Source organism: Nocardioides massiliensis (genome assembly GCF_030811215.1).
In the GTDB taxonomy this organism is placed as follows: Bacteria; Actinomycetota; Actinomycetes; order Propionibacteriales; family Nocardioidaceae; genus Nocardioides_A; species Nocardioides_A massiliensis.
The window spans coordinates 1,265,154-1,281,969 of the sequence record NZ_JAUSQM010000001.1; the positions used below are offsets into that span (position 1 = coordinate 1,265,154).

Below are 16,816 nucleotides of genomic sequence, written 5' to 3' on the forward strand. Positions count from 1 at the left end.
ATGCCCGCGAGCGACGAGCAGGTCCGCACCACGATCGAGTCCTACGTCCGCCTGGTCGGCGAGGGCACCGGCGAGGAGATCGTGGCGCTCTTCGCCGACGACGCCACGGTCGAGGACCCGGTCGGCACCGACGTACGCCGGGGGCGTGAGCAGCTGCTCGAGTTCTACGTAGGCCTCGGCTCGCTGAAGCGCTCCGCGCGCATGCTCGACGCCAAGGTCGTCGCCGGCCACGCGGCGTTCTCCTTCGAGCTCACCATCGACTTCGGCGAGATGGCCCAGAAGATCACGCCGATCGACGTGATGACCTTCGACGACGAGGGCCGGATCACCTCGATGCGCGCCTACTGGGGCGCGTCGGACGCCGTCACGGTCTGAGCGCCACCGGGTCGCCGAGGTAGGCCTCCAGGGCGCCACGGATCTCGTCGTTCATCGGCCACGACGTCCCCGTGGTGGTGTCCCAGAGCACCATCGTCGTGCGCGCGAGCAGCGCCGGCGGCCGGTCGGCCGCGACCCGCAGCTCGGTGGAGATCGTGAACGACGAGCGACCGATCCGGTCGACCCAGATCCGCAACAGGAACGGCTGGTGCGCAACGAAGCGCATCTCGGCGTGGTAGTCGACGCGCTGGCTGGCCATCAGGTCGACGACGTGGTCGGGACGTGCGCCGTAGAGCCCGGGGTGCTCGCGACCCGGCAGGTCCGCGAAGTGCAGCAGCCGCAGCCGCCCCTCGTCGATGATGCGCACCGCCTCGACGCTGTCGACGTGGCCGCCGATGTTGATGTCGCGCAGCCGCGCCTGGATCTCGCACTCGTACGTCGCTCCCACGGAGCGCATCCTCCCAGCGGCGTACGCCGGGTTCAGAGCCGCCCCAGCCACTCCACGAGCTCGCGCGCCTCGCGCCAGTCCGCGCGCACCTTGTCGGCCAGCTCGGCGGTATGGATGTAGGGCGCGAAGCCGTGGTGGCGATCCACCGACAGGGAGCGATGGCGGAGCAGGTCGATGCGCGGGTGGTCCGCGGCGTACCCGCGGGGCGTCGTCTTGAGCCGGTCGCCCACGCGCTTCCAGCCGGTGCCCTCGAGGTGGGCGACGAGGCGCGCGAGCTCGGGACCCCGGATGTCGTCGTCGACCGCCGAGCGGAAGCGGTGCAGCTGCTCGGCGTCGGCGTCATAGAAGCCGGCCGAGGTGCGGACGCCGGCCGCGCCGATCTGGACGTACCACCCCGTCCGCGGCGCGACGGACACGAAGGCGCCCTGGTGGGTCTTGTAGGGCGTCTTGTCCTTGGCGAAGCGCACGTCGCGGTAGGGGCGATAGATCCGTGCCTCGCCGAACTCCTCGGCCAGGGCAGCGGCCAGCGCCCGCATCGGGTCGCGCACGGCGCTCTCCCACACGTGCCTGTGCTCGGCCCAGAACGACTTGGTGTTGTCGAGCTCGAGGTCGTCGTAGAAGTCGAGGGCGGCCTCGGGGAATCCGGCGAACGGACCGGCGGAAGGGGCGGAATCGGACATGTCGCGAGCGTACGAGTCCGCTCACTGGTCCAACCAGTTGACAAGGGCGGAACGGCCGGGCGAGCCTCGGACCGTGCCCATCGCCCCCGTGTCCCGGACCGCCGTCAGCGACGCCGTCTACGCCGGCCTCACCGAGGAGATCCTCAGTGGCCGCCTGGTCCCGGGTGCTGCGCTGCCGTCCGAGCGTGACCTCGCCGAAGGCTTCGCCGTGAACCGACACGCGGTCCGCGAGGGTCTGAAGCGGCTGCGGCAGGCCGGTCTGGTCGCGATCAGCCAGGGCGGGCGGACCCGCGTGCGGGACTGGCGCCGGCACGCCGGCCTCGACTCCCTGGTCGCGCTCGCGACGAGCGGCGCCGTCCCGCCGGCGCGGCTGATCGACGACATCCTGCAGATGCGTGCGGCCGTCGGCGCCGACGCGGCCCGGCTGTGCGCCGAGCGCGCCAGCGACACCGAGGTCGCAGCGATCGTGGCAGCCGCCGAGGACTACCCGCTCGCTCCCGTGCCGGCCGAGGAGCTCGTGGCGATCGACCTCGTGTTCTGGGCCGCGGTGGTCGACGGCGCCCACAACACGGCGTACCGGTTGGGCCTGAACACGCTGGCGTCCAGCATCGCCGGCATCGGCGCGGAGCGCTTCGCCGGCCTCCTCGAGGAGTACGCCGACCGCGCCGCCCACCTCGCCCTCGCCGAGCGGATCGCGGCGCGCGACGCCGCGGGCGCTTTGGCCGATGCCCAGCACCTGCTCTCCCTGCCCCTGCGACCGTCCCTGCGCCCGTCCCTGGAGCCGACGTGTTCGACCTGATCCAGGCCGCCATCCCGGTCTTCGTCCTGATGCTGGTGATCGAGGCGGCGTCGTTCTACCTCCTGCCGGACGACGACGAGCTCGGCTATGAGAAGAAGGACGCCGCGACCTCGATCGCGATGGGCCTGGGCAACGTCGTGGTCAACATCGGCTGGAAGCTCGTGGTGGTGGCGACCTACTCGGCCGCCTACCTGCTGACCCCGCTGCGGCTGCCGATGGACGCCTGGTGGGCGTGGGTGCTGGTGTTCTTCCTCGACGACTTCTTCTACTACTGGTACCACCGCACCCACCACACGATCCGGATCTTCTGGGCCAGCCACGTGGTGCACCACTCGAGCGAGTTCTACAACCTCTCCACCGCACTGCGGCAGCCGTGGACCCCGATGTCGTCGCTGCCGTACTGGCTGCCGCTCGCGCTGCTCGGCGTACCCCCGTGGGCGATCCTGCTGCAGCAGTCGGTCAGCCTGCTCTACCAGTTCTTCATCCACACCGAGCGGGTCGGCCGGCTCTGGGCGCCGGTCGAGCTGGTCATGAACACGCCGTCGCACCACCGGGTGCACCACGCCTCCAACCCGGGCTACCTCGACAAGAACTTCGGCGGCATCCTCATCGTCTGGGACCGGCTCTTCGGCACCTTCGAGCCCGAGGTCGAGCGGGTGCGCTATGGGTTGACCAAGAACATCGAGACCTTCCACCCGGTCAAGGTGGCCTTCGGGGAGTCGGCGCGATCTGGCGCGACGTACGGGCGGCGTCGTCGTGGCACGACCGGTGGGGCTACCTCTTCCGCGGGCCTGGCTGGCGCCCTAACGTCGATGCATGAGTGCACCGACCTTCCGCCTGGCCAACACCGTCCTCGGCACTCCGGACCCGCGCGGGCTCGCCGCGTTCTACGTGGAGCTCCTGGGTTGGCGCTACCGCGACGATGACGACGACCCCGACTGGGTCGTGATCAAGCCGCAGCCGGGCGAGGGTGAGGTCGGGCTCTCCTTCCAGCGCGAGGACGAGCACCTCGAGCCGCGCTGGCCCGCGGGCCCGGGCGATCAGCAGATGCAGCTGCATCTCGACATCGGGGTCGACGACCTCGACGCCGCCGTCGCGCGAGCCGAACGGTTGGGCGCCCGGCAGGCCGAGCACCAGCCGCAGGAGCTCGTGCGCGTCATGCTCGATGCGGCCGGGCATCCGTTCTGCCTCTTCGCGCCGGGTGGGTGAGGCCTTCTAGGCTCGGCGGCATGACTACTGGACGGACTGAGCTGCGTGTCTTCACCGAGCCCCAGCAGGGCGCGACGTACGACGACCTCCTCGCGGTCGCCCGCAAGGCCGAGGAGCTCGGGTACGGCGCGTTCTTCCGCTCCGACCACTACCTCGGCATGGGCACCGACGGGCTGCCCGGCCCCACGGACGCCTGGCTGACGCTCGCCGGCATCGCGCGAGAGACCTCGACGATCCGGCTCGGCACGCTGATGACCTCGGCGACCTTCCGCTTCCCTGGCCCGCTGGCGATCTCGGTCGCGCAGGTCGACCAGATGAGTGGCGGCCGGGTCGAGCTCGGTCTCGGTGCCGGGTGGTTCGAGGCCGAGCACACCGCGTACGGCATCCCGTTCCCCAGCACCGGTGAGCGCTTCGATCGGTTCGAGGAGCAGCTCGCAGTCGTCACCGGCCTGTGGCGCACGCCGACGGGCGAGAAGTTCTCCCACGACGGGGCCTTCTACCCGGTCAGCGACTCGCTGGCTCTGCCCAAGCCGACCCAGGACCCGCACCCGCCGATCCTCATCGGTGGTCTCGGCAAGCGGCGCACGCCCGCGCTGGCGGCGCGCTACGCCGACGAGTTCAACCTGCCGTTCGTCTCGATCGAGAAGACGACGGAGCAGTTCGCGCGGGTGCGCGCGGCCTGCGAGGCGATCGACCGCGACCCGTCGACGATGACCTGGTCCAACGCGCTCGTGGTCTGCGTCGGCAAGGACGAGGCGGAGATCGAGCGCCGTGCGGCCGCCATCGGCCGCGAGCCCGCCGAGCTGCGGGAGAACGGCGTCGCCGGCACCCCCGCCGAGGCGGTCGAGAAGATCCAGGCGTACGCCGCCGCCGGTGCCGAGCGGGTCTACCTGCAGTTCCTCGACCTGTCGGACCTCGAGCACCTCGAGCTGGTCGCGGCGGAGGTCATGCCGCACGTGTGAGCGGAGTGGAGCGGACGACGAGACTCGAACTCGCGACATCGACCTTGGGAAGGTCGCGCTCTACCAACTGAGCTACGTCCGCACGTCGTCGGCGAGCCGGCGACGCGGCAGATGTTACACGGGCTGGTCGGCTCCTGTGCCGGGTCGCCCGTACGTCGGGTAGCGCGGGCTGACGGTGTCACCGGAGGAGCGGCCGGTGACCCGGCGGTGGACCCAGGGCACGAGGTATTCGCGCGCCCAGGCAGCGTTCTCGCGCAGCTGCTGGAGCCGGGGTGCCGGCGGGGGCGCGTCGTCGAGGCGGGTGGGCTCGAGGTCGTGCGGGACGCCGAGCACGTCGAGGACCTCCACCGCCACGCGGTGGTGGCCCAGCGCGCTCATGTGCATCCGGTCCTCGTCCCACAGGCGCCAGTCCTTGTGGTCGCGGATGCGCCAGAAGTCGACGATCGTCGCGCCGGTCTCGTCGGCGATCTCGCGCAGCAGCTCGTTGTAGAGCGCGAACCTGCCGCGGATGGGGCGGTAGAGCCCCGACCCGCCCGGGTCGAAGGCGGTGAACAACACCACCCGCGCGCCGGTGGCGGCCAGGCGGCGTACGGCGGCGTCGTACTCGGCGAGCAGCTCGTCGAGATCCACTTTGGGACGCAGGATGTCGTTGGCGCCGGCGTACATCGTGATCAGGTCGGGCTGCAGCGCGATCGCCGGCTCGACCTGCTCGGCGATGACCGCGCGTAGCTTGCGGCCGCGGATCGCGAGGTTGGCGTAGCCGAAGTCCTGCCCGGCCCCGTCGGCGCGCGCCGCGAGCACCTCCGCGACCCGGTCGGCCCACCCACGCAGGCCGTTGGGTCGGGTCGGGTCGTGGTCGCCCACCCCTTCGGTGAAGGAGTCGCCGAGGGCCACGTAGCGCTGGAAGACCATGCGTCCATTGTCCGGGTCGTCCGCCGAGGACCTCAGCCGGGCACTAGGTTGGCTCCGTGCTCCTCTCCGACCGCGACATCCTCGCCGAGATCGACGCCGGCCGGGTCAGCCTGGACCCGTTCGATGCCGGCATGGTGCAGCCCTCGAGCATCGACGTGCGTCTCGACCGCTTCTTCCGGACCTTCGAGAACCACAAGTACCCCCACATCGACCCGGCCGAGGACCAGCCCGACCTCACGCGACTGGTCGAGCCCGACGGCGACGACCCGTTCATCCTGCACCCCGGCGAGTTCGTGCTCGGCTCGACGTACGAGACCGTCGGCCTGCCCGACGACGTGGCCGCGCGCCTGGAGGGCAAGTCGTCACTGGGCCGCCTCGGGCTGCTCACCCACTCGACGGCGGGTTTCATCGACCCCGGCTTCAACGGGCACGTGACCCTCGAGCTCGCCAACGTCGCCAACCTGCCGATCAAGCTCTACCCGGGCATGAAGATCGGCCAGCTCTGCTTCTTCCGGCTCTCCTCGCCGGCGCAGCACCCCTACGGCTCGGAGAAGTACGGCTCGCGCTACCAGGGCCAGCGCGGACCGACCCCCTCGCGCTCGGCGAAGAGCTTCCACCGCACCGAGATCTGAGTCGCCTGACCCCCTTGGTCCGGTTTGTCCGTGATCGGGGTCACGTTCGGGTCTCGCTTCTGCATGCCCGATTCGTGGTGGACAACGTTGTTCGTTACGTTGATGGATGCGGCGTGAGTGTCGGATCAGCGCGATCCAGCTCGGCGTCCGCCGACGGACGGCGTCACGGGAGACCGTGACCGCGAGTCGACCGCGCGGACCGCTCCGCCGCATGAGCGGTGCCGACAGCCGAGTCGGTGTCCACGGTCGAGGAGAAGTCGACGCGTGCCTGTCATCGAGGCCGATGCGGTCTACAAGATATTCGGGAAGCGCCCTGAGCGTGCGGTGGAGCGACTGCGCGCGGGCCAGACGACTCGCGACGAGCTGCGCGAGGAGGGGACGACCGCGGCGGTCATCGACGCGTCGTTCCACGTCGAGCAGGGCGAGATCTTCGTGGTCATGGGCCTGTCGGGATCCGGCAAGTCCACGTTGCTGCGGATGGTCAACGGCCTCCAGCCGCCGACGGCCGGCACCGTCCGCCTCGGCGACCAGGACGTCAGCAAGCTCGAGGGGCGCGCGCTGCGCAAGGTCCGCCGCGAGCGGGTCAGCATGGTCTTCCAGCACTTCGCGCTCCTGCCCCACCGCACCGTCGGTGAGAATGCGGCGTACGGCCTGAAGCTGCGTGGCATGAACCGCTCTGACCGCACCCGGCGGGCCGAGGAGGCCCTGGGCATGGTCGGCCTGGAGGGTTGGGGCGGCTCCATGCCCGACGAGCTCTCCGGCGGCATGCGGCAACGCGTCGGCCTCGCCCGCGCGCTCGCGGCCGGCACCGACATCATGTTGATGGACGAGGCGTTCAGCGCGCTGGACCCGCTGATCCGGCGCGAGATGCAGGACCAGCTCGTCGAGCTCCAGCACCAGCTGGGCAAGACCATCTTGTTCATCACCCACGACCTCAACGAGGCGATGCGCCTGGGCGACCGGATCGCGATGATGCGCGACGGCCGGATCGTGCAGACCGGTACGGCGGAGCAGATCCTCACCGACCCCGCCAACGACTACGTCGCCCAGTTCGTCGCCGACGTCGACCGTACGCGCGTGCTCACCGCCTCGTCGGTCATGGAGGCGCCGGTGGCGGTGCTCGGCAAGGACCAGGGTCCTCGCGCCGCGCACAAGCTGATGCGCGAGCACCAGGTCTCTGCGCTGTTGGTCCTCGACCGCAGCCGCGTCGTGCAGGGCATCGTGGTGGAGGACGATCTGCGTACGGCGATGGACGCCGGCCACACCGACCTGCGTGCCATCCTGCGGCCTGCTCCGACGGTCAGCGGTGACATCGCGGTCGCCGATCTTTTCAACGCCTCCGCCGAGCTCGGTGTGCTCGCAGTCGTCGACGACGCCCAGCGTCTGCGCGGCGTGATCCCCCGCGTCACCCTGCTCAGCGCGCTCGGCGCCGTCGCCGGCTCCGAGGGCGAGGACGTGGTCGAAGAGGTCGGCGGGCACACGGAGGAGGCGGTGCTGCGATGAGCATCCAGTGGGAGACCGACACCGGCGTGCCGCGCATCCCGGTCGGGGGCTGGATCGACTCCGGCTTCGACTGGGTGGAGGCGAATCTCAAGCCGGTCTTCACCGCGATCCGCGATGCCGTCGACTGGGCGGTCAACGGCCTGACCGATGTGCTCAACGCCCCGCCGGCGTTGGTCATCGTGGCGGTGCTGGCCGTGTTGGCCTGGGCCATCCGCGACTGGAAGCTGGCGGTCGGGTCCGTGGCCGGGTTGGCGTTCATCATCGCGGTCGCGCAGTGGGAGAACGCGATGGCCACGTTGGCGTTGGTCCTGGTCGCGACGGTCGTGTGCCTGGCGATCGGCATCCCGCTCGGTGTGCTGGCAGCGAGGTCCGACCGGGTCAGCAGGGTGGTCCGGCCGGTGATGGACCTGATGCAGACCATGCCGGCGTTCGCCTGGCTGATCCCGGTGGTCGCGCTGTTCCGGATCGGCGTGCCCGGCGCGTTGGTGGCGACCGTGATCTTCGCGCTGCCGCCCGCCGTACGCCTCACCGAGCTCGGCATCCGCCAGGTCGACGCCGAAGTGGTGGAGGCGGGGCGTGCCTTCGGCGGTACGCCGCGCCAGATCCTGCGCGGCATCCAGCTGCCGTTGGCGACGCCCACGATCATGGCCGGCGTCAACCAGGTGATCATGCTCGCGCTGTCGATGGCGGTCATTGCCGGGCTCGTGGGCGGCGGCGGCCTCGGCACCGCGGTGGTCACCTCGATCTCCCGGCTCAACCTCGGCCTCGGTTTCGAAGCCGGGCTGTCGGTGGTCGTCCTCGCGATCTACCTCGACCGCATCACCGCAGCGGTCGGCGCGCGCCGACCGGGCGGCGGGCGGTTGCGACGCCTCCGCGAGCGACGGGCCATCAAGACGGACCAGGCGGCGGCAGACGCCGAGGAGGCACGCCCCGCCACGGCGGCCTGAGGGCCGCACCACAGATGTCTCGGGATCAGCAAGGAATCGACGAGAGGAACGACGAGTGAAGCGCACGAAGAAGTTGAGAAGAGTCGGATTCATCGCTGGGCTCCTGACCACCGCCATGGTGCTTGCCGGGTGCGGGTCGGACGACGGCGACAACGGTGACACCGCGGGCGACAACGGAGACAACGCTGCAGGTGGCACCATCACGATGGGGTACCTGCCGTCCTGGACCGATGGTCTGGCCACGGCGTACCTGATGAAGAACATCCTCGAGGACGAGGGCTACACGGTCGAGATGACCGAGCTCACCGAGGCGGCCCCGCTCTACCAAGGGCTGGCCGACGGTGACGTCGACATCTACCCCTCGGCGTGGTCCGAGGCGACGCACGTCGACTACATGGACGAGCACGGCGACAACATCGAGGACCTCGCCACCTACTACGGCGGCGCTGTGCTGACCTTCGCGGTGCCGGAGTACATGGACGACGTCAACTCGATCGCCGACCTCCAGGGGCAGGCCGACCGGTTCGACGGCCGGATCGTCGGCATCGAGCCCGGTGCGGGTCTGACGCGCGTGACCAAGGAGAGCGTCATGCCGACCTACGGTCTCGACGAGGACTACCAGCTGCAGGAGTCCTCGACCACGGCGATGCTCGCGGAGCTGCAGACCGCCATCGACAACGAGGAGGACATCGTCGTCACCCTCTGGCGTCCCTTCTGGGCCAACGCGTCCTTCCCGGTGAAGGACCTCGAGGACCCCGAGGGTGCGCTGGGCGACCCCGAGGGCCTGCACGTGCTCGCGCGTGACGGGTTCTCCGACGACTTCGCCGACGTGGCGGAGATGCTGGGCAACTTCGAGATGACCGATGAGCAGTTCGGCACGCTCGAGGACCTCGTCGTCAACGAGTTCGGCGAGGGCCAGGAGGAAGAGGCCGTCGCACAGTGGCTCGAGGACAACCCGGACTTCGTCGACAGCCTGAAGGGCTGATCGCGTTCGGTTGAGCGACTGAGTCAGACGCCGGTGCCCGGGATCCCGTCAGGGGTCCCGGGCACCGGCGTTCCTGGTTGGTCGAGCAGGCCTGGTTGGTCGAGCTTGTCGAGACCCCCCTCAGCCGTCGAGGGCGTCGGCGATCCCGCGGAGTCGCCGGGCGACCGCCCGGCGGCCGGGGGACGGCGTACGGCGCGTGGGGGTGGGCGTGCGGTTGCGCAGCGTGCGCAGCCGCTCCTGCTGGTGGGCGAAGGCGTTCTCGGCGCTGAGGAAGCTGTGGTCGCTCATGGTGCTGCTCCTGGATCGTGGTGGGTGTCAGACGTGGCGGAGGTGAACGTCGCCGGAGATGGTGGTCGCGTGGATCTGCACGTAGGGCTGGCCGTCGGTGGGTGCACCCAGACTCTGCAGGTCATTGCGGACCGATCCGGTCAGCGTGTCGATCTCGGTCCAGACCGGGGTGCCGGCACCGACGCCGACGCGGACGTCGCCGGCGGCCGACTTGCTCGTCACGCTGCCGGCGTCGATCCGGGTGATGTGGAGGTCGCCGCTGGCAGTGGTGAACCGGACCTCGGCGGCGTGGCCGATGACGAGGTTGCCCGAACCGGACTTCGCGGTGACGTCCGCATCCGCCTGGTCCAGGGAGGCGTCCCCGGAGCCGGTCGACAACGTGACGGGCCCGGCCGCGCGACCGATCCGGAGATCGCCGGACCCGCTGCGGGCGTGCAACCGACCCGACACGTGGGCTACCGTGATGTCGCCGGAGCCGCTCACCAGATCGGCGTCGCCGTCGACCGTCTCGACGCGGGCGTCGGCAGATCCGACGCGGACGCTCGTGGTGCCCGCCGGGCCGGTGACGACGACGTCGGCCGACCCGGTCTGCACGTCCGGGCGGCTGCCGGCGGGAGCCGTGATTGTCACGTCGAGGCCGCGGCTCAGGAACCCGATCCGCCGGCGTCGTTGGACCACGCGGACGGCGTCGTCGGTCTCCTCGACCTCGACGTCCTCGGTCGGTCCGTCCAGGACGACCTCGGTGCCGACCGCGTCGGGGTCGAGTCGGATGGTCAGGTCACCGGCGCCGATCTCGACCACGAGGTCGCGAGGGTGGGCGCCGGGGAAGCTGTGGTGCTCGGTCATGGCGTGTCCTCTCAGGCCCAGCCAGACATGCGGCGCGAGCCGCGGCTGCCGAACGGGAGCGAGCTCAGGTCGATGTCGACGCGTACGGCGCCCTCGCCCCGCCCCGCGACGGCGTCGCGCACGGTGGTGACGAGCCAGGTGTTGAGTGACTGGCCGGCCTTGGTCGCCTGCTCCTCCGCTCGGTTCTTGAGGTTCTCCGGTAGGCGCAGGGTGATGCGGACGACGTCGCCGTCATCGAGGTCCTCCGGCGCGGGCGGCGTCGGGGGAGGCGGCGGGGTGGGCGCGGTCGGGGGCGTGGGTGTAGCCGGCAGCTCGACGATGAAGTCCAGCGACCGGCCGCTCAGGCGGACGTCGACGCTGCCCGAGGGGAGCTCTCGGGTGATCTCGGCGCTCGCCTCGGCCAGCGCTTCCATCATCGTCAACCGCACCGCGGGGTCGAGCGCGATCGTCAGGCGCTCAGCCGCTGCTGCTACCTCAGGCGAGGCGCTGGCTGCGGTGGCCAGGAGCTGCTCCCGGAGGCGATCGACGTACGGCGTGATGTCCATGCGCACCACCATGACACCATAATGACGTCATGGCAAGTGCAGGGTGACGTCAGTGAGGTGAGGGCGCGACGCCATGGGGTGGAGCCACGGGATTGTGCCGCTCCTAGCCGGCGCGGACGAGCGCGCGGTACCGCTCCTCAGCGTGGGTCTTCATCCGGTGGTGTCGTCGGCACAGGACTTGCAGGTTGGCCGGGGTGGTCTGGCCGGGTGGTCCGCCCTCGTCGGGTGGGACGTAGGGCTCGACATGATCGATGTCGCAGGACCGGGCCGGTCTCGTGCAGTGGGGACCTTGGCAGTGGGCGTCACGCAGGATCACCTGCTCCCGCATCCGCTCGGGTGGGTCATGGCCGTCGACCGCGGCGGTAGCTGCCATGTTGATGACCGGGGTGAGCTTGATGTCGCGCCGGCGGAGCCACTGCTCGACCAGCCCGAGGGTCATCGCGCCGAAACGCTCAGCTCGTGCACCGTGATCAGTGCCGGTCGTTGCCCATTCCTCCAGGTCATCGGCCTCGACATGGACATACACGCGCGCCGTCCCGTTCGTGACCCGGCTGGGCGTCACCCCAGCGGTTTCCAACAGCTCGGCTGCCGCCCAGGGGTCAGCCAGGATCCCGAGCGCGGTCGCGCGGTGGTGCTGCCACGGCTCCGGATCACGGCCCTCGGCGGCGAGCTGGCGGGCAAGGATCCCGGCGAGCTTCTCGACTGTCGCTTCCAGTGCCTCCGCGTCCGGGGAGTCGAGGCGGGCGTGGACCTCGGTGAACGCCGGGGAGTCCCCCGGCACTGGTGGCAGCACGAACATCCCACGGCCGTCGGTCTTCTCCGCCTCCAACCGCGCAGCCTCGTCGGGGTCGAGCGCGAGGAGGGCCTCGGTGATCAGGTCGAGCGCGGTGGCCTTGTTGATCGCCCGCTTCGTGGTCGCCAACAACTCATCGACCCGGGTCGCCACGGCCAGGTCGAGCTTCAACGTCTGCCCAGCCACCTGGCGTGCACGCCATGCCTCGACCTCACCGGCCTTCAGGCGTTCCCACAACCGGGGAAGGCGGTAACGCAGCTCCAGGCCATGGGACATCAACACGATTCCGGCGTCCGGGCTCATCGCCAACGCCACCGCCAGCTCCAACGGGGCGTGCTCGTGCACCGACGGCGCACCCTCGCCCGCCAGGGCGACCCGGTTCGGCCGATCCCGGTCGGTGTTGTCGGCCGCCCGCACCCCGGGCATCGTCTCGTAGGTCGCAGCCAGGTGGGCTGCGAGCAGCACCTGGTCGGTCTCCCAGCGCCGCATCACCGCACGGCGCTGCTCGATCACCGCCAACACCTCCACCGCCCGCAACGACCCCAGCTCGCTGCGCGCCGCGAACGTCAGCTCGTCCTCGATGTGCGGCGGCACGACCTCGGGGCGCGCGGCCCACGCTTCGGCGTCTGAGTCCGGACAGGGCTCCCACAAGAACGCAGGGGGCACCTGGCCGCCGTCATCGGCCGGCTCCTGCGCCTCGTCGAACTCGTCCAGCTGGTCCATGGATCCATCGTGGACCACGCCACCGACACTCCGGTTCCAGCGGACAACTGGGGACGACGAGCGGGCCGGTCGGCGGATCCTCGACCGTCGAGGGAAACGCAGGACGCCCCCTCGCGTGAGCGAGGGGGCGTCCTGGAAGTGGTGCTCAGAGGTCGAAGAGGGAGTCCGCTTCGTCGATCGCCTTGCCGGACTGCGTCGGGGGCTTCGGCTGGTTCTGCTCGGGCTTCTCCTCCGCCGGGACGACGTGCTGCTCGTTGTCGGCGCCGGTGTCGGTGACCTCGGGCTTGGCTGCGACCTCCTCCGGGGACGGGTTCGGCTCGGCCTCGTCGTCGGCCGTGGCCTCGCTGCCTGCCTCCTTCTCGGCGTGCTCGGCCTTGACCTCGAACAGCGACTTGATCTCACCGTCCCCCTCGTCGGTGACCGACGCCTCGGGCTTCTCCTCGGCCGGCGCGACGTGCTGCTCGTTGTCGGCGCCGGTGTCGGTGACCTCGGGCTTGGCCTGGGCCTCCTGCGCCGACGGGTTGGGCTCGGCCTCTGCCTCCGGCTTGTCGTCGGTCTTGGCGGCCGGCGCGGGGGTCGGCTCGTCGGCCTCCACGTCGAACAGGGAGTCGCCGTCGGAGATGGAGCTCTCGGGCTTGTCCTCTGCGGGGGCGACCTTCTGCTCGTTGTCGGCGCCGGTGTCGGTGACCTCGGGCTTGGCCTCGGTCTCCTGCGCGGAGGGGTTGGGTTCGGCCTGGTCGTCTGCCTTGTCGGCGGTCTTGGCGGCGGTCTTGGCGGTTGGGGCCGCGGGCTCCTCGTCGACGTCGAACAGCGAACCGCCACCCGAGATCGACGCCTCGGGCTTGTCCTCTGCGGGCGCGACCTTCTGCTCGTTGTCGGCACCGGTGTCGGTGACCTCCGACTTGGCCTTCGCCTCGTCGCGGGACGGGTTCGGCTCCGGCTCCTCGTCGAAGAGCGAACCGCCGCCGGACTGCGCCGCAGGTGCTTCCTCGGCCGGAGCGTCGTCGAAGAGCGAACCCCCACCGCTGTCCGCGGCCTTGGCGGTCGGTGCCTCGGCCGGCGCCTCGTCAGCGGACGCGTCGTCGAACAGCGAGCTGCTGCCACCGGAGGCCTTCGCGTTGACGCCGACGTCCTCCGTCGCCGTGACGGTCTCCTCGGTCTGCGTGACGTCACCCGCGTCGGGCTCGGCCTTGGTCTCGGTGGACCCGGCCTTCGCTGCCGCGCCCGCGCCGGCCTTGGCCTTCGCCGGAGCCGGGCTCTCGCCCTTGATCGAGGCCAGCAGCATCTGCGCGACGTCGAGGACCTCGACCTCCTCGCGAGCCTCGCCCTTGGCCTGCTGGGCGGTGAGGCCGTCGGCGAGCATCACGCGGCAGAACGGGCAGCCCACCGCGATCTGGTCGGCGCCGGTCTCGACGGCCTCCTTGGTGCGGTTGACGTTGATCCGCTCGCCGGTGTTCTCCTCCATCCACATGCGCGCACCACCGGCACCACAGCAGAACGACCGCTCGGAGTTGCGCGGCATCTCCTTGAAGTCGGCGTCGGGGATGATCGTGAGCAGGTCGCGCGGCGGCGTGTAGACCTGGTTGTGACGGCCCAGGTAGCACGGGTCGTGGTAGGTCACGGTGCGCTTCGGTGCGGACGAGGCGACCGGGGTCAGCTTGCCCTCGCGCACGAGCCGGTTGAGCAGCTGCGTGTGGTGGACGACCTCGAGCTCGATGCCGAACTGCGCGTACTCGTTCTTCAGGGTGTTGAAGCAGTGGGCGCAGGTGGAGACGACCTTCTTGGCCTTCGTCTCCGTGAGCACCTCGACGTTCTGCTGAGCCAGCCCCTGGAAGACGAACTCGTTGCCGGCCCGACGCGCGGGGTCACCGTTGCAGGTCTCGCCGTTGCCCAGCACCGCGAAGCTCACGCCGGCGATGTCGAGCAGCTCGGCGACCGCGCGGGTGGTCTTCTTGGCCCGGTCCTCGTAGGCGCCGGCGCAGCCGACCCAGAACAGCCAGTCGACCTCGTCGAGGCTCTCGATGTCCTCACCGACGACCTTGACCTCGAAGTCGAGACCCTTCGCCCAGTCCATGCGGGCGTTGGGCGACATGTTCCAGGGGTTGCCCTTGTTCTCCAGGCCCTTGAACAGCTGGTTGAGCTCCGTGGGGAAGTTCGACTCCACCAGGACCTGGTAGCGCCGCATGTCCATGATGTGGTCGACGTGCTCGATGTCGACGGGGCACTGCTGGACGCACGCACCGCAGGAGGTGCAGTTCCACAGCACCTCCGGGTCGATGACCGCAGCGCCGGAGTCGGGCATGTAGAACCAGTCGTCACCGGTCTCGCCGACCAGGGGACGCTCGACCTCCTTGGCCAGCTCGGGGTCCTTCTCCAGCAGCGCGGTGGCGGCCTCGCTGCCCTCGCCGCCGGCCTTGAGGTACGGCGCCTTGGCGTAGGCGTGGTCGCGCAGGCCCATCACCAGCAGCTTGGGCGACAGCGGCTTCTCGGTGTTCCACGCCGGGCACTGGCTCTGGCAGCGGCCGCACTCGGTGCACGTGGTGAAGTCGAGGATGCCCTTCCAGGAGAAGTCCTCGACCTTGCCGACGCCGAGGGTCGCGTCCTCGTCGAGGTCGTCGATGTCGTCGAGGGTGATCGCCTTGCCCTCGGAGGTCAGGGGCTTCATCGCACCCAGGGCGACCCGTCCGCTGTCCTCACGCTTGAACCAGATGTTGGGCCAGACCGTGAAGCGGTGCCAGGCCACGCCCATCGTGACGTTGAGGGCCAGCACCGTCAGCCAGATCATCGCCGCAAGGATCTTGATCATGGCGATCGCGATGATCGCGTTCTCCAGGCCCTGCTCGCCGAGCCCGCCGAACAGTGCGTCACCCAGGAACCCGCTGACCGGGAAGTGAGAGCGGGCGAACCGCTCCGGCTCGTCGCTGACGAGCTGTCCGAGGCGGTACTCGGCGCCCCGGATGAACAGGATCGCCGAGCCCTCCAGCAGCACCATGAACTCGACGAAGTAGGCCTGCCAGAAGTTCGAGCCGAAGAACCGGCTCTTGCGGCCCTCGGCGCGCGGGTGGTGCTTCTGGCGGTAGATGATCAGGAAGACGATGGCGACCGTGCTGACGACGCCCAGCCCCTCGGCCACCCACTCGTAGCCGAACCAGTGACCGATGATCGGCAGCACGAACTTCGGGTCGAAGAGCTGGAAGTAGCCCGCCAGCACCGCGGAGGCGAGGAAGAGGAAGGCGAAGTAGACGAACCAGTGCAGGATGCCGACCCAGCGCCACTGGAACATCCGCGTGTGGCCGAAGGTCTCCTTCAGCATCGTCACGGTGCGGCGCGCCGGGTTGCCGCTGCGCTTGAGCGCCGGTTGCCCCAGCCGGATCGTGCCGACCATGGAGACGACCGCGCGTGTGGCGAGCGCGAGCGCGATCGCGGTGGCGGCCAACGAGATGACGATGGCCACGATCTGGAATGCCGACATGCACTCTCCTCGTCCGGGTCGGGGGAGCCGACCATGGTGCGGGTGGGCTGAGCCTATGAGTACGGCGCGGGACGCGTCAGCCCGCCACCGGTGTGAGGTTACCTACTGGGCGGTAACCGAGCGCGCGCACTCTCGCTGCTCGGTCAGGCCGGCAGCGCGCCGACGTGGGCGAGGGCTTGGCGGACCAGCAGCCCGCGGCCGCCCTCGAGCTCCTCGGACACCCGCGGGTGGACGGCCTCCTCCGGCGTCAACCAGGTGAGCTCGAGCGCGTCCTGGCGAGGGGCGCAGTCGCCGGTGACCGGGACGACGTACACGAGTGAGACCGCGTGCTGGCGCGGGTCGTGCAGCGGGGTGACTCCCGGCAGCGGGAAGTACTCACCCACCGTGCACGGGGTGATCGAGGCCGGCAGCTGCGGGAACGCCGTCGGCCCGAGGTCCTTCTCCAGGTTGCGCATCAGGGCGTCGCGCAGCGACTCCCCGTGCAGCACCCGTCCCGAGACCAGCGAGCGGGTCATCGTCCCGGTCGCGGAGCCGCGCAGCAGCATGCCGACGTGCTCGACCTGCCCGTGCCCGTCGACCCGGACCGGGATCGCCTCGACGTAGAGGATCGGCACCCGGGACCGCGTCTCGTCGAGCGCGAATTCCGAGAGCCAGCCGGGATTGGGGTCGGGGGTGCGAAGGGAGGACACGGGGCCAT

At 70.3% G+C, this 16,816-nt stretch carries 18 protein-coding genes and 1 tRNA gene; 9 read left to right on the top strand and 10 right to left on the bottom strand.

The genetic code is table 11. The features are described 5' to 3' along the window. Positions 1-375, top strand: coding sequence for a nuclear transport factor 2 family protein (locus tag J2S59_RS06380; protein ID WP_068118301.1), 375 nt, complete (start codon positions 1-3; stop codon positions 373-375). Here J2S59_RS06380 and J2S59_RS06385 read toward each other — a convergent pair. Further along, entirely contained in the window at positions 365-823 is a 459-nt protein-coding gene (locus J2S59_RS06385) for an acyl-CoA thioesterase (protein WP_068118305.1), read from the bottom strand. The two genes, J2S59_RS06380 and J2S59_RS06385, sit on opposite strands and share 11 nt — an antisense overlap. Before the next feature lie 32 nt (positions 824-855). After that, a complete protein-coding gene (locus J2S59_RS06390; RefSeq protein ID WP_068118307.1) occupies positions 856-1,503 on the bottom strand; it encodes a DUF2461 domain-containing protein in 648 nt (215 codons plus the stop codon). Positions 1,504-1,576: 73 nt separating this feature from the next. Between J2S59_RS06390 and J2S59_RS06395 the strand changes: the two genes are divergently transcribed. The 4 genes from J2S59_RS06395 to J2S59_RS06410 are packed head-to-tail and all read left to right on the top strand — an operon-like array spanning position 1,577 to position 4,473. Then, positions 1,577-2,302, top strand: a complete 726-nt coding sequence (locus J2S59_RS06395) for a FadR/GntR family transcriptional regulator (protein ID WP_068118308.1) — start codon at positions 1,577-1,579, stop codon at positions 2,300-2,302. After that, positions 2,290-3,228: a sterol desaturase family protein gene (locus J2S59_RS06400; RefSeq protein ID WP_220138336.1), complete on the top strand. Its 939-nt coding sequence runs from the start codon at positions 2,290-2,292 to the stop codon at positions 3,226-3,228. Before J2S59_RS06395 ends, J2S59_RS06400 begins: the two co-directional genes overlap by 13 nt. Continuing rightward, positions 3,119-3,511, top strand: coding sequence for a VOC family protein (locus J2S59_RS06405; protein WP_068118311.1), 393 nt, complete (start codon positions 3,119-3,121; stop codon positions 3,509-3,511). Before J2S59_RS06400 ends, J2S59_RS06405 begins: the two co-directional genes overlap by 110 nt. A gap of 20 nt (positions 3,512-3,531) precedes the next feature. Next, positions 3,532-4,473 (top strand): LLM class F420-dependent oxidoreductase, encoded by a 942-nt coding sequence (locus J2S59_RS06410; RefSeq protein ID WP_370871475.1) that lies wholly within the window; start codon positions 3,532-3,534, stop codon positions 4,471-4,473. Positions 4,474-4,479: 6 nt separating this feature from the next. Here J2S59_RS06410 and J2S59_RS06415 read toward each other — a convergent pair. Both J2S59_RS06415 and J2S59_RS06420 read right to left on the bottom strand, forming a co-directional pair. Beyond that, positions 4,480-4,555: transfer RNA gene (locus J2S59_RS06415), tRNA-Gly, on the bottom strand. A 32-nt stretch (positions 4,556-4,587) separates the two neighbouring features. Then, positions 4,588-5,385 carry an SGNH/GDSL hydrolase family protein gene (locus J2S59_RS06420; protein WP_306824932.1) on the bottom strand — a complete coding sequence of 266 codons (798 nt, stop codon included), beginning with the start codon at positions 5,383-5,385 and terminating at the stop codon, positions 4,588-4,590. 56 nt (positions 5,386-5,441) lie between these two features. Between J2S59_RS06420 and dcd the strand changes: the two genes are divergently transcribed. The 4 genes from dcd to J2S59_RS06440 all read left to right on the top strand — a co-directional run bounded on the left by dcd (position 5,442) and on the right by J2S59_RS06440 (position 9,452). Continuing rightward, positions 5,442-6,017, top strand: a complete 576-nt coding sequence (gene dcd / locus J2S59_RS06425; protein WP_068119474.1) for a dCTP deaminase — start codon at positions 5,442-5,444, stop codon at positions 6,015-6,017. A gap of 264 nt (positions 6,018-6,281) precedes the next feature. Next, positions 6,282-7,520, top strand: coding sequence for a quaternary amine ABC transporter ATP-binding protein (locus tag J2S59_RS06430; protein ID WP_181641740.1), 1,239 nt, complete (start codon positions 6,282-6,284; stop codon positions 7,518-7,520). After that, a complete protein-coding gene (locus J2S59_RS06435) occupies positions 7,517-8,467 on the top strand; it encodes an ABC transporter permease (RefSeq protein ID WP_068119479.1) in 951 nt (316 codons plus the stop codon). The genes J2S59_RS06430 and J2S59_RS06435 overlap by 4 nt, the downstream gene beginning before the upstream one ends. A 55-nt stretch (positions 8,468-8,522) precedes the next feature. Then, positions 8,523-9,452 carry a glycine betaine ABC transporter substrate-binding protein gene (locus J2S59_RS06440; RefSeq protein WP_220138374.1) on the top strand — a complete coding sequence of 310 codons (930 nt, stop codon included), beginning with the start codon at positions 8,523-8,525 and terminating at the stop codon, positions 9,450-9,452. A gap of 120 nt (positions 9,453-9,572) precedes the next feature. On the opposite strand, the gene J2S59_RS06445 is transcribed toward J2S59_RS06440, so the two are convergent. The 6 genes from J2S59_RS06445 to J2S59_RS06470 form a co-directional block, all read right to left on the bottom strand. Then, positions 9,573-9,740, bottom strand: coding sequence for a hypothetical protein (locus J2S59_RS06445; RefSeq protein WP_181641741.1), 168 nt, complete (start codon positions 9,738-9,740; stop codon positions 9,573-9,575). Between the two features lie 27 nt (positions 9,741-9,767). Beyond that, on the bottom strand, positions 9,768-10,586 hold the full coding sequence (locus tag J2S59_RS06450) for a DUF4097 family beta strand repeat-containing protein (protein WP_068119482.1): 819 nt from the start codon (positions 10,584-10,586) through the stop codon (positions 9,768-9,770). An 11-nt stretch (positions 10,587-10,597) separates the two neighbouring features. Further along, a complete protein-coding gene (locus J2S59_RS06455; protein ID WP_246360206.1) occupies positions 10,598-11,143 on the bottom strand; it encodes a toxin-antitoxin system HicB family antitoxin in 546 nt (181 codons plus the stop codon). Positions 11,144-11,234: 91 nt separating this feature from the next. Next, the gene (locus J2S59_RS06460) at positions 11,235-12,647 is read right to left on the bottom strand and encodes an HNH endonuclease signature motif containing protein (protein WP_068119485.1); all 1,413 of its coding nucleotides are present in this window, start codon (positions 12,645-12,647) and stop codon (positions 11,235-11,237) included. A 145-nt stretch (positions 12,648-12,792) separates the two neighbouring features. Continuing rightward, positions 12,793-16,119, bottom strand: a complete 3,327-nt coding sequence (locus J2S59_RS06465) for a heterodisulfide reductase-related iron-sulfur binding cluster (RefSeq protein ID WP_181641742.1) — start codon at positions 16,117-16,119, stop codon at positions 12,793-12,795. Positions 16,120-16,262: 143 nt separating this feature from the next. After that, positions 16,263-16,808: an NUDIX hydrolase family protein gene (locus tag J2S59_RS06470; RefSeq protein ID WP_068119488.1), complete on the bottom strand. Its 546-nt coding sequence runs from the start codon at positions 16,806-16,808 to the stop codon at positions 16,263-16,265. Between the last annotated feature and the right edge of the window lie 8 nt (positions 16,809-16,816).

Coding starts and splice junctions, on each gene's coding strand:
- J2S59_RS06380 (WP_068118301.1), top strand. CDS start 1: ATGCCCGCGAGCGACGAGCAGGTCCGCACCACGATCGAGTCCTACGTC.
- J2S59_RS06390 (WP_068118307.1), bottom strand. CDS start 1,503: ATGTCCGATTCCGCCCCTTCCGCCGGTCCGTTCGCCGGATTCCCCGAG.
- J2S59_RS06405 (WP_068118311.1), top strand. CDS start 3,119: ATGAGTGCACCGACCTTCCGCCTGGCCAACACCGTCCTCGGCACTCCG.
- J2S59_RS06410 (WP_370871475.1), top strand. CDS start 3,532: ATGACTACTGGACGGACTGAGCTGCGTGTCTTCACCGAGCCCCAGCAG.
- J2S59_RS06420 (WP_306824932.1), bottom strand. CDS start 5,385: ATGGTCTTCCAGCGCTACGTGGCCCTCGGCGACTCCTTCACCGAAGGG.
- J2S59_RS06435 (WP_068119479.1), top strand. CDS start 7,517: ATGAGCATCCAGTGGGAGACCGACACCGGCGTGCCGCGCATCCCGGTC.
- J2S59_RS06445 (WP_181641741.1), bottom strand. CDS start 9,740: ATGAGCGACCACAGCTTCCTCAGCGCCGAGAACGCCTTCGCCCACCAG.
- J2S59_RS06450 (WP_068119482.1), bottom strand. CDS start 10,586: ATGACCGAGCACCACAGCTTCCCCGGCGCCCACCCTCGCGACCTCGTG.
- J2S59_RS06455 (WP_246360206.1), bottom strand. CDS start 11,143: ATGGTGGTGCGCATGGACATCACGCCGTACGTCGATCGCCTCCGGGAG.
- J2S59_RS06460 (WP_068119485.1), bottom strand. CDS start 12,647: ATGGACCAGCTGGACGAGTTCGACGAGGCGCAGGAGCCGGCCGATGAC.
- J2S59_RS06465 (WP_181641742.1), bottom strand. CDS start 16,119: ATGTCGGCATTCCAGATCGTGGCCATCGTCATCTCGTTGGCCGCCACC.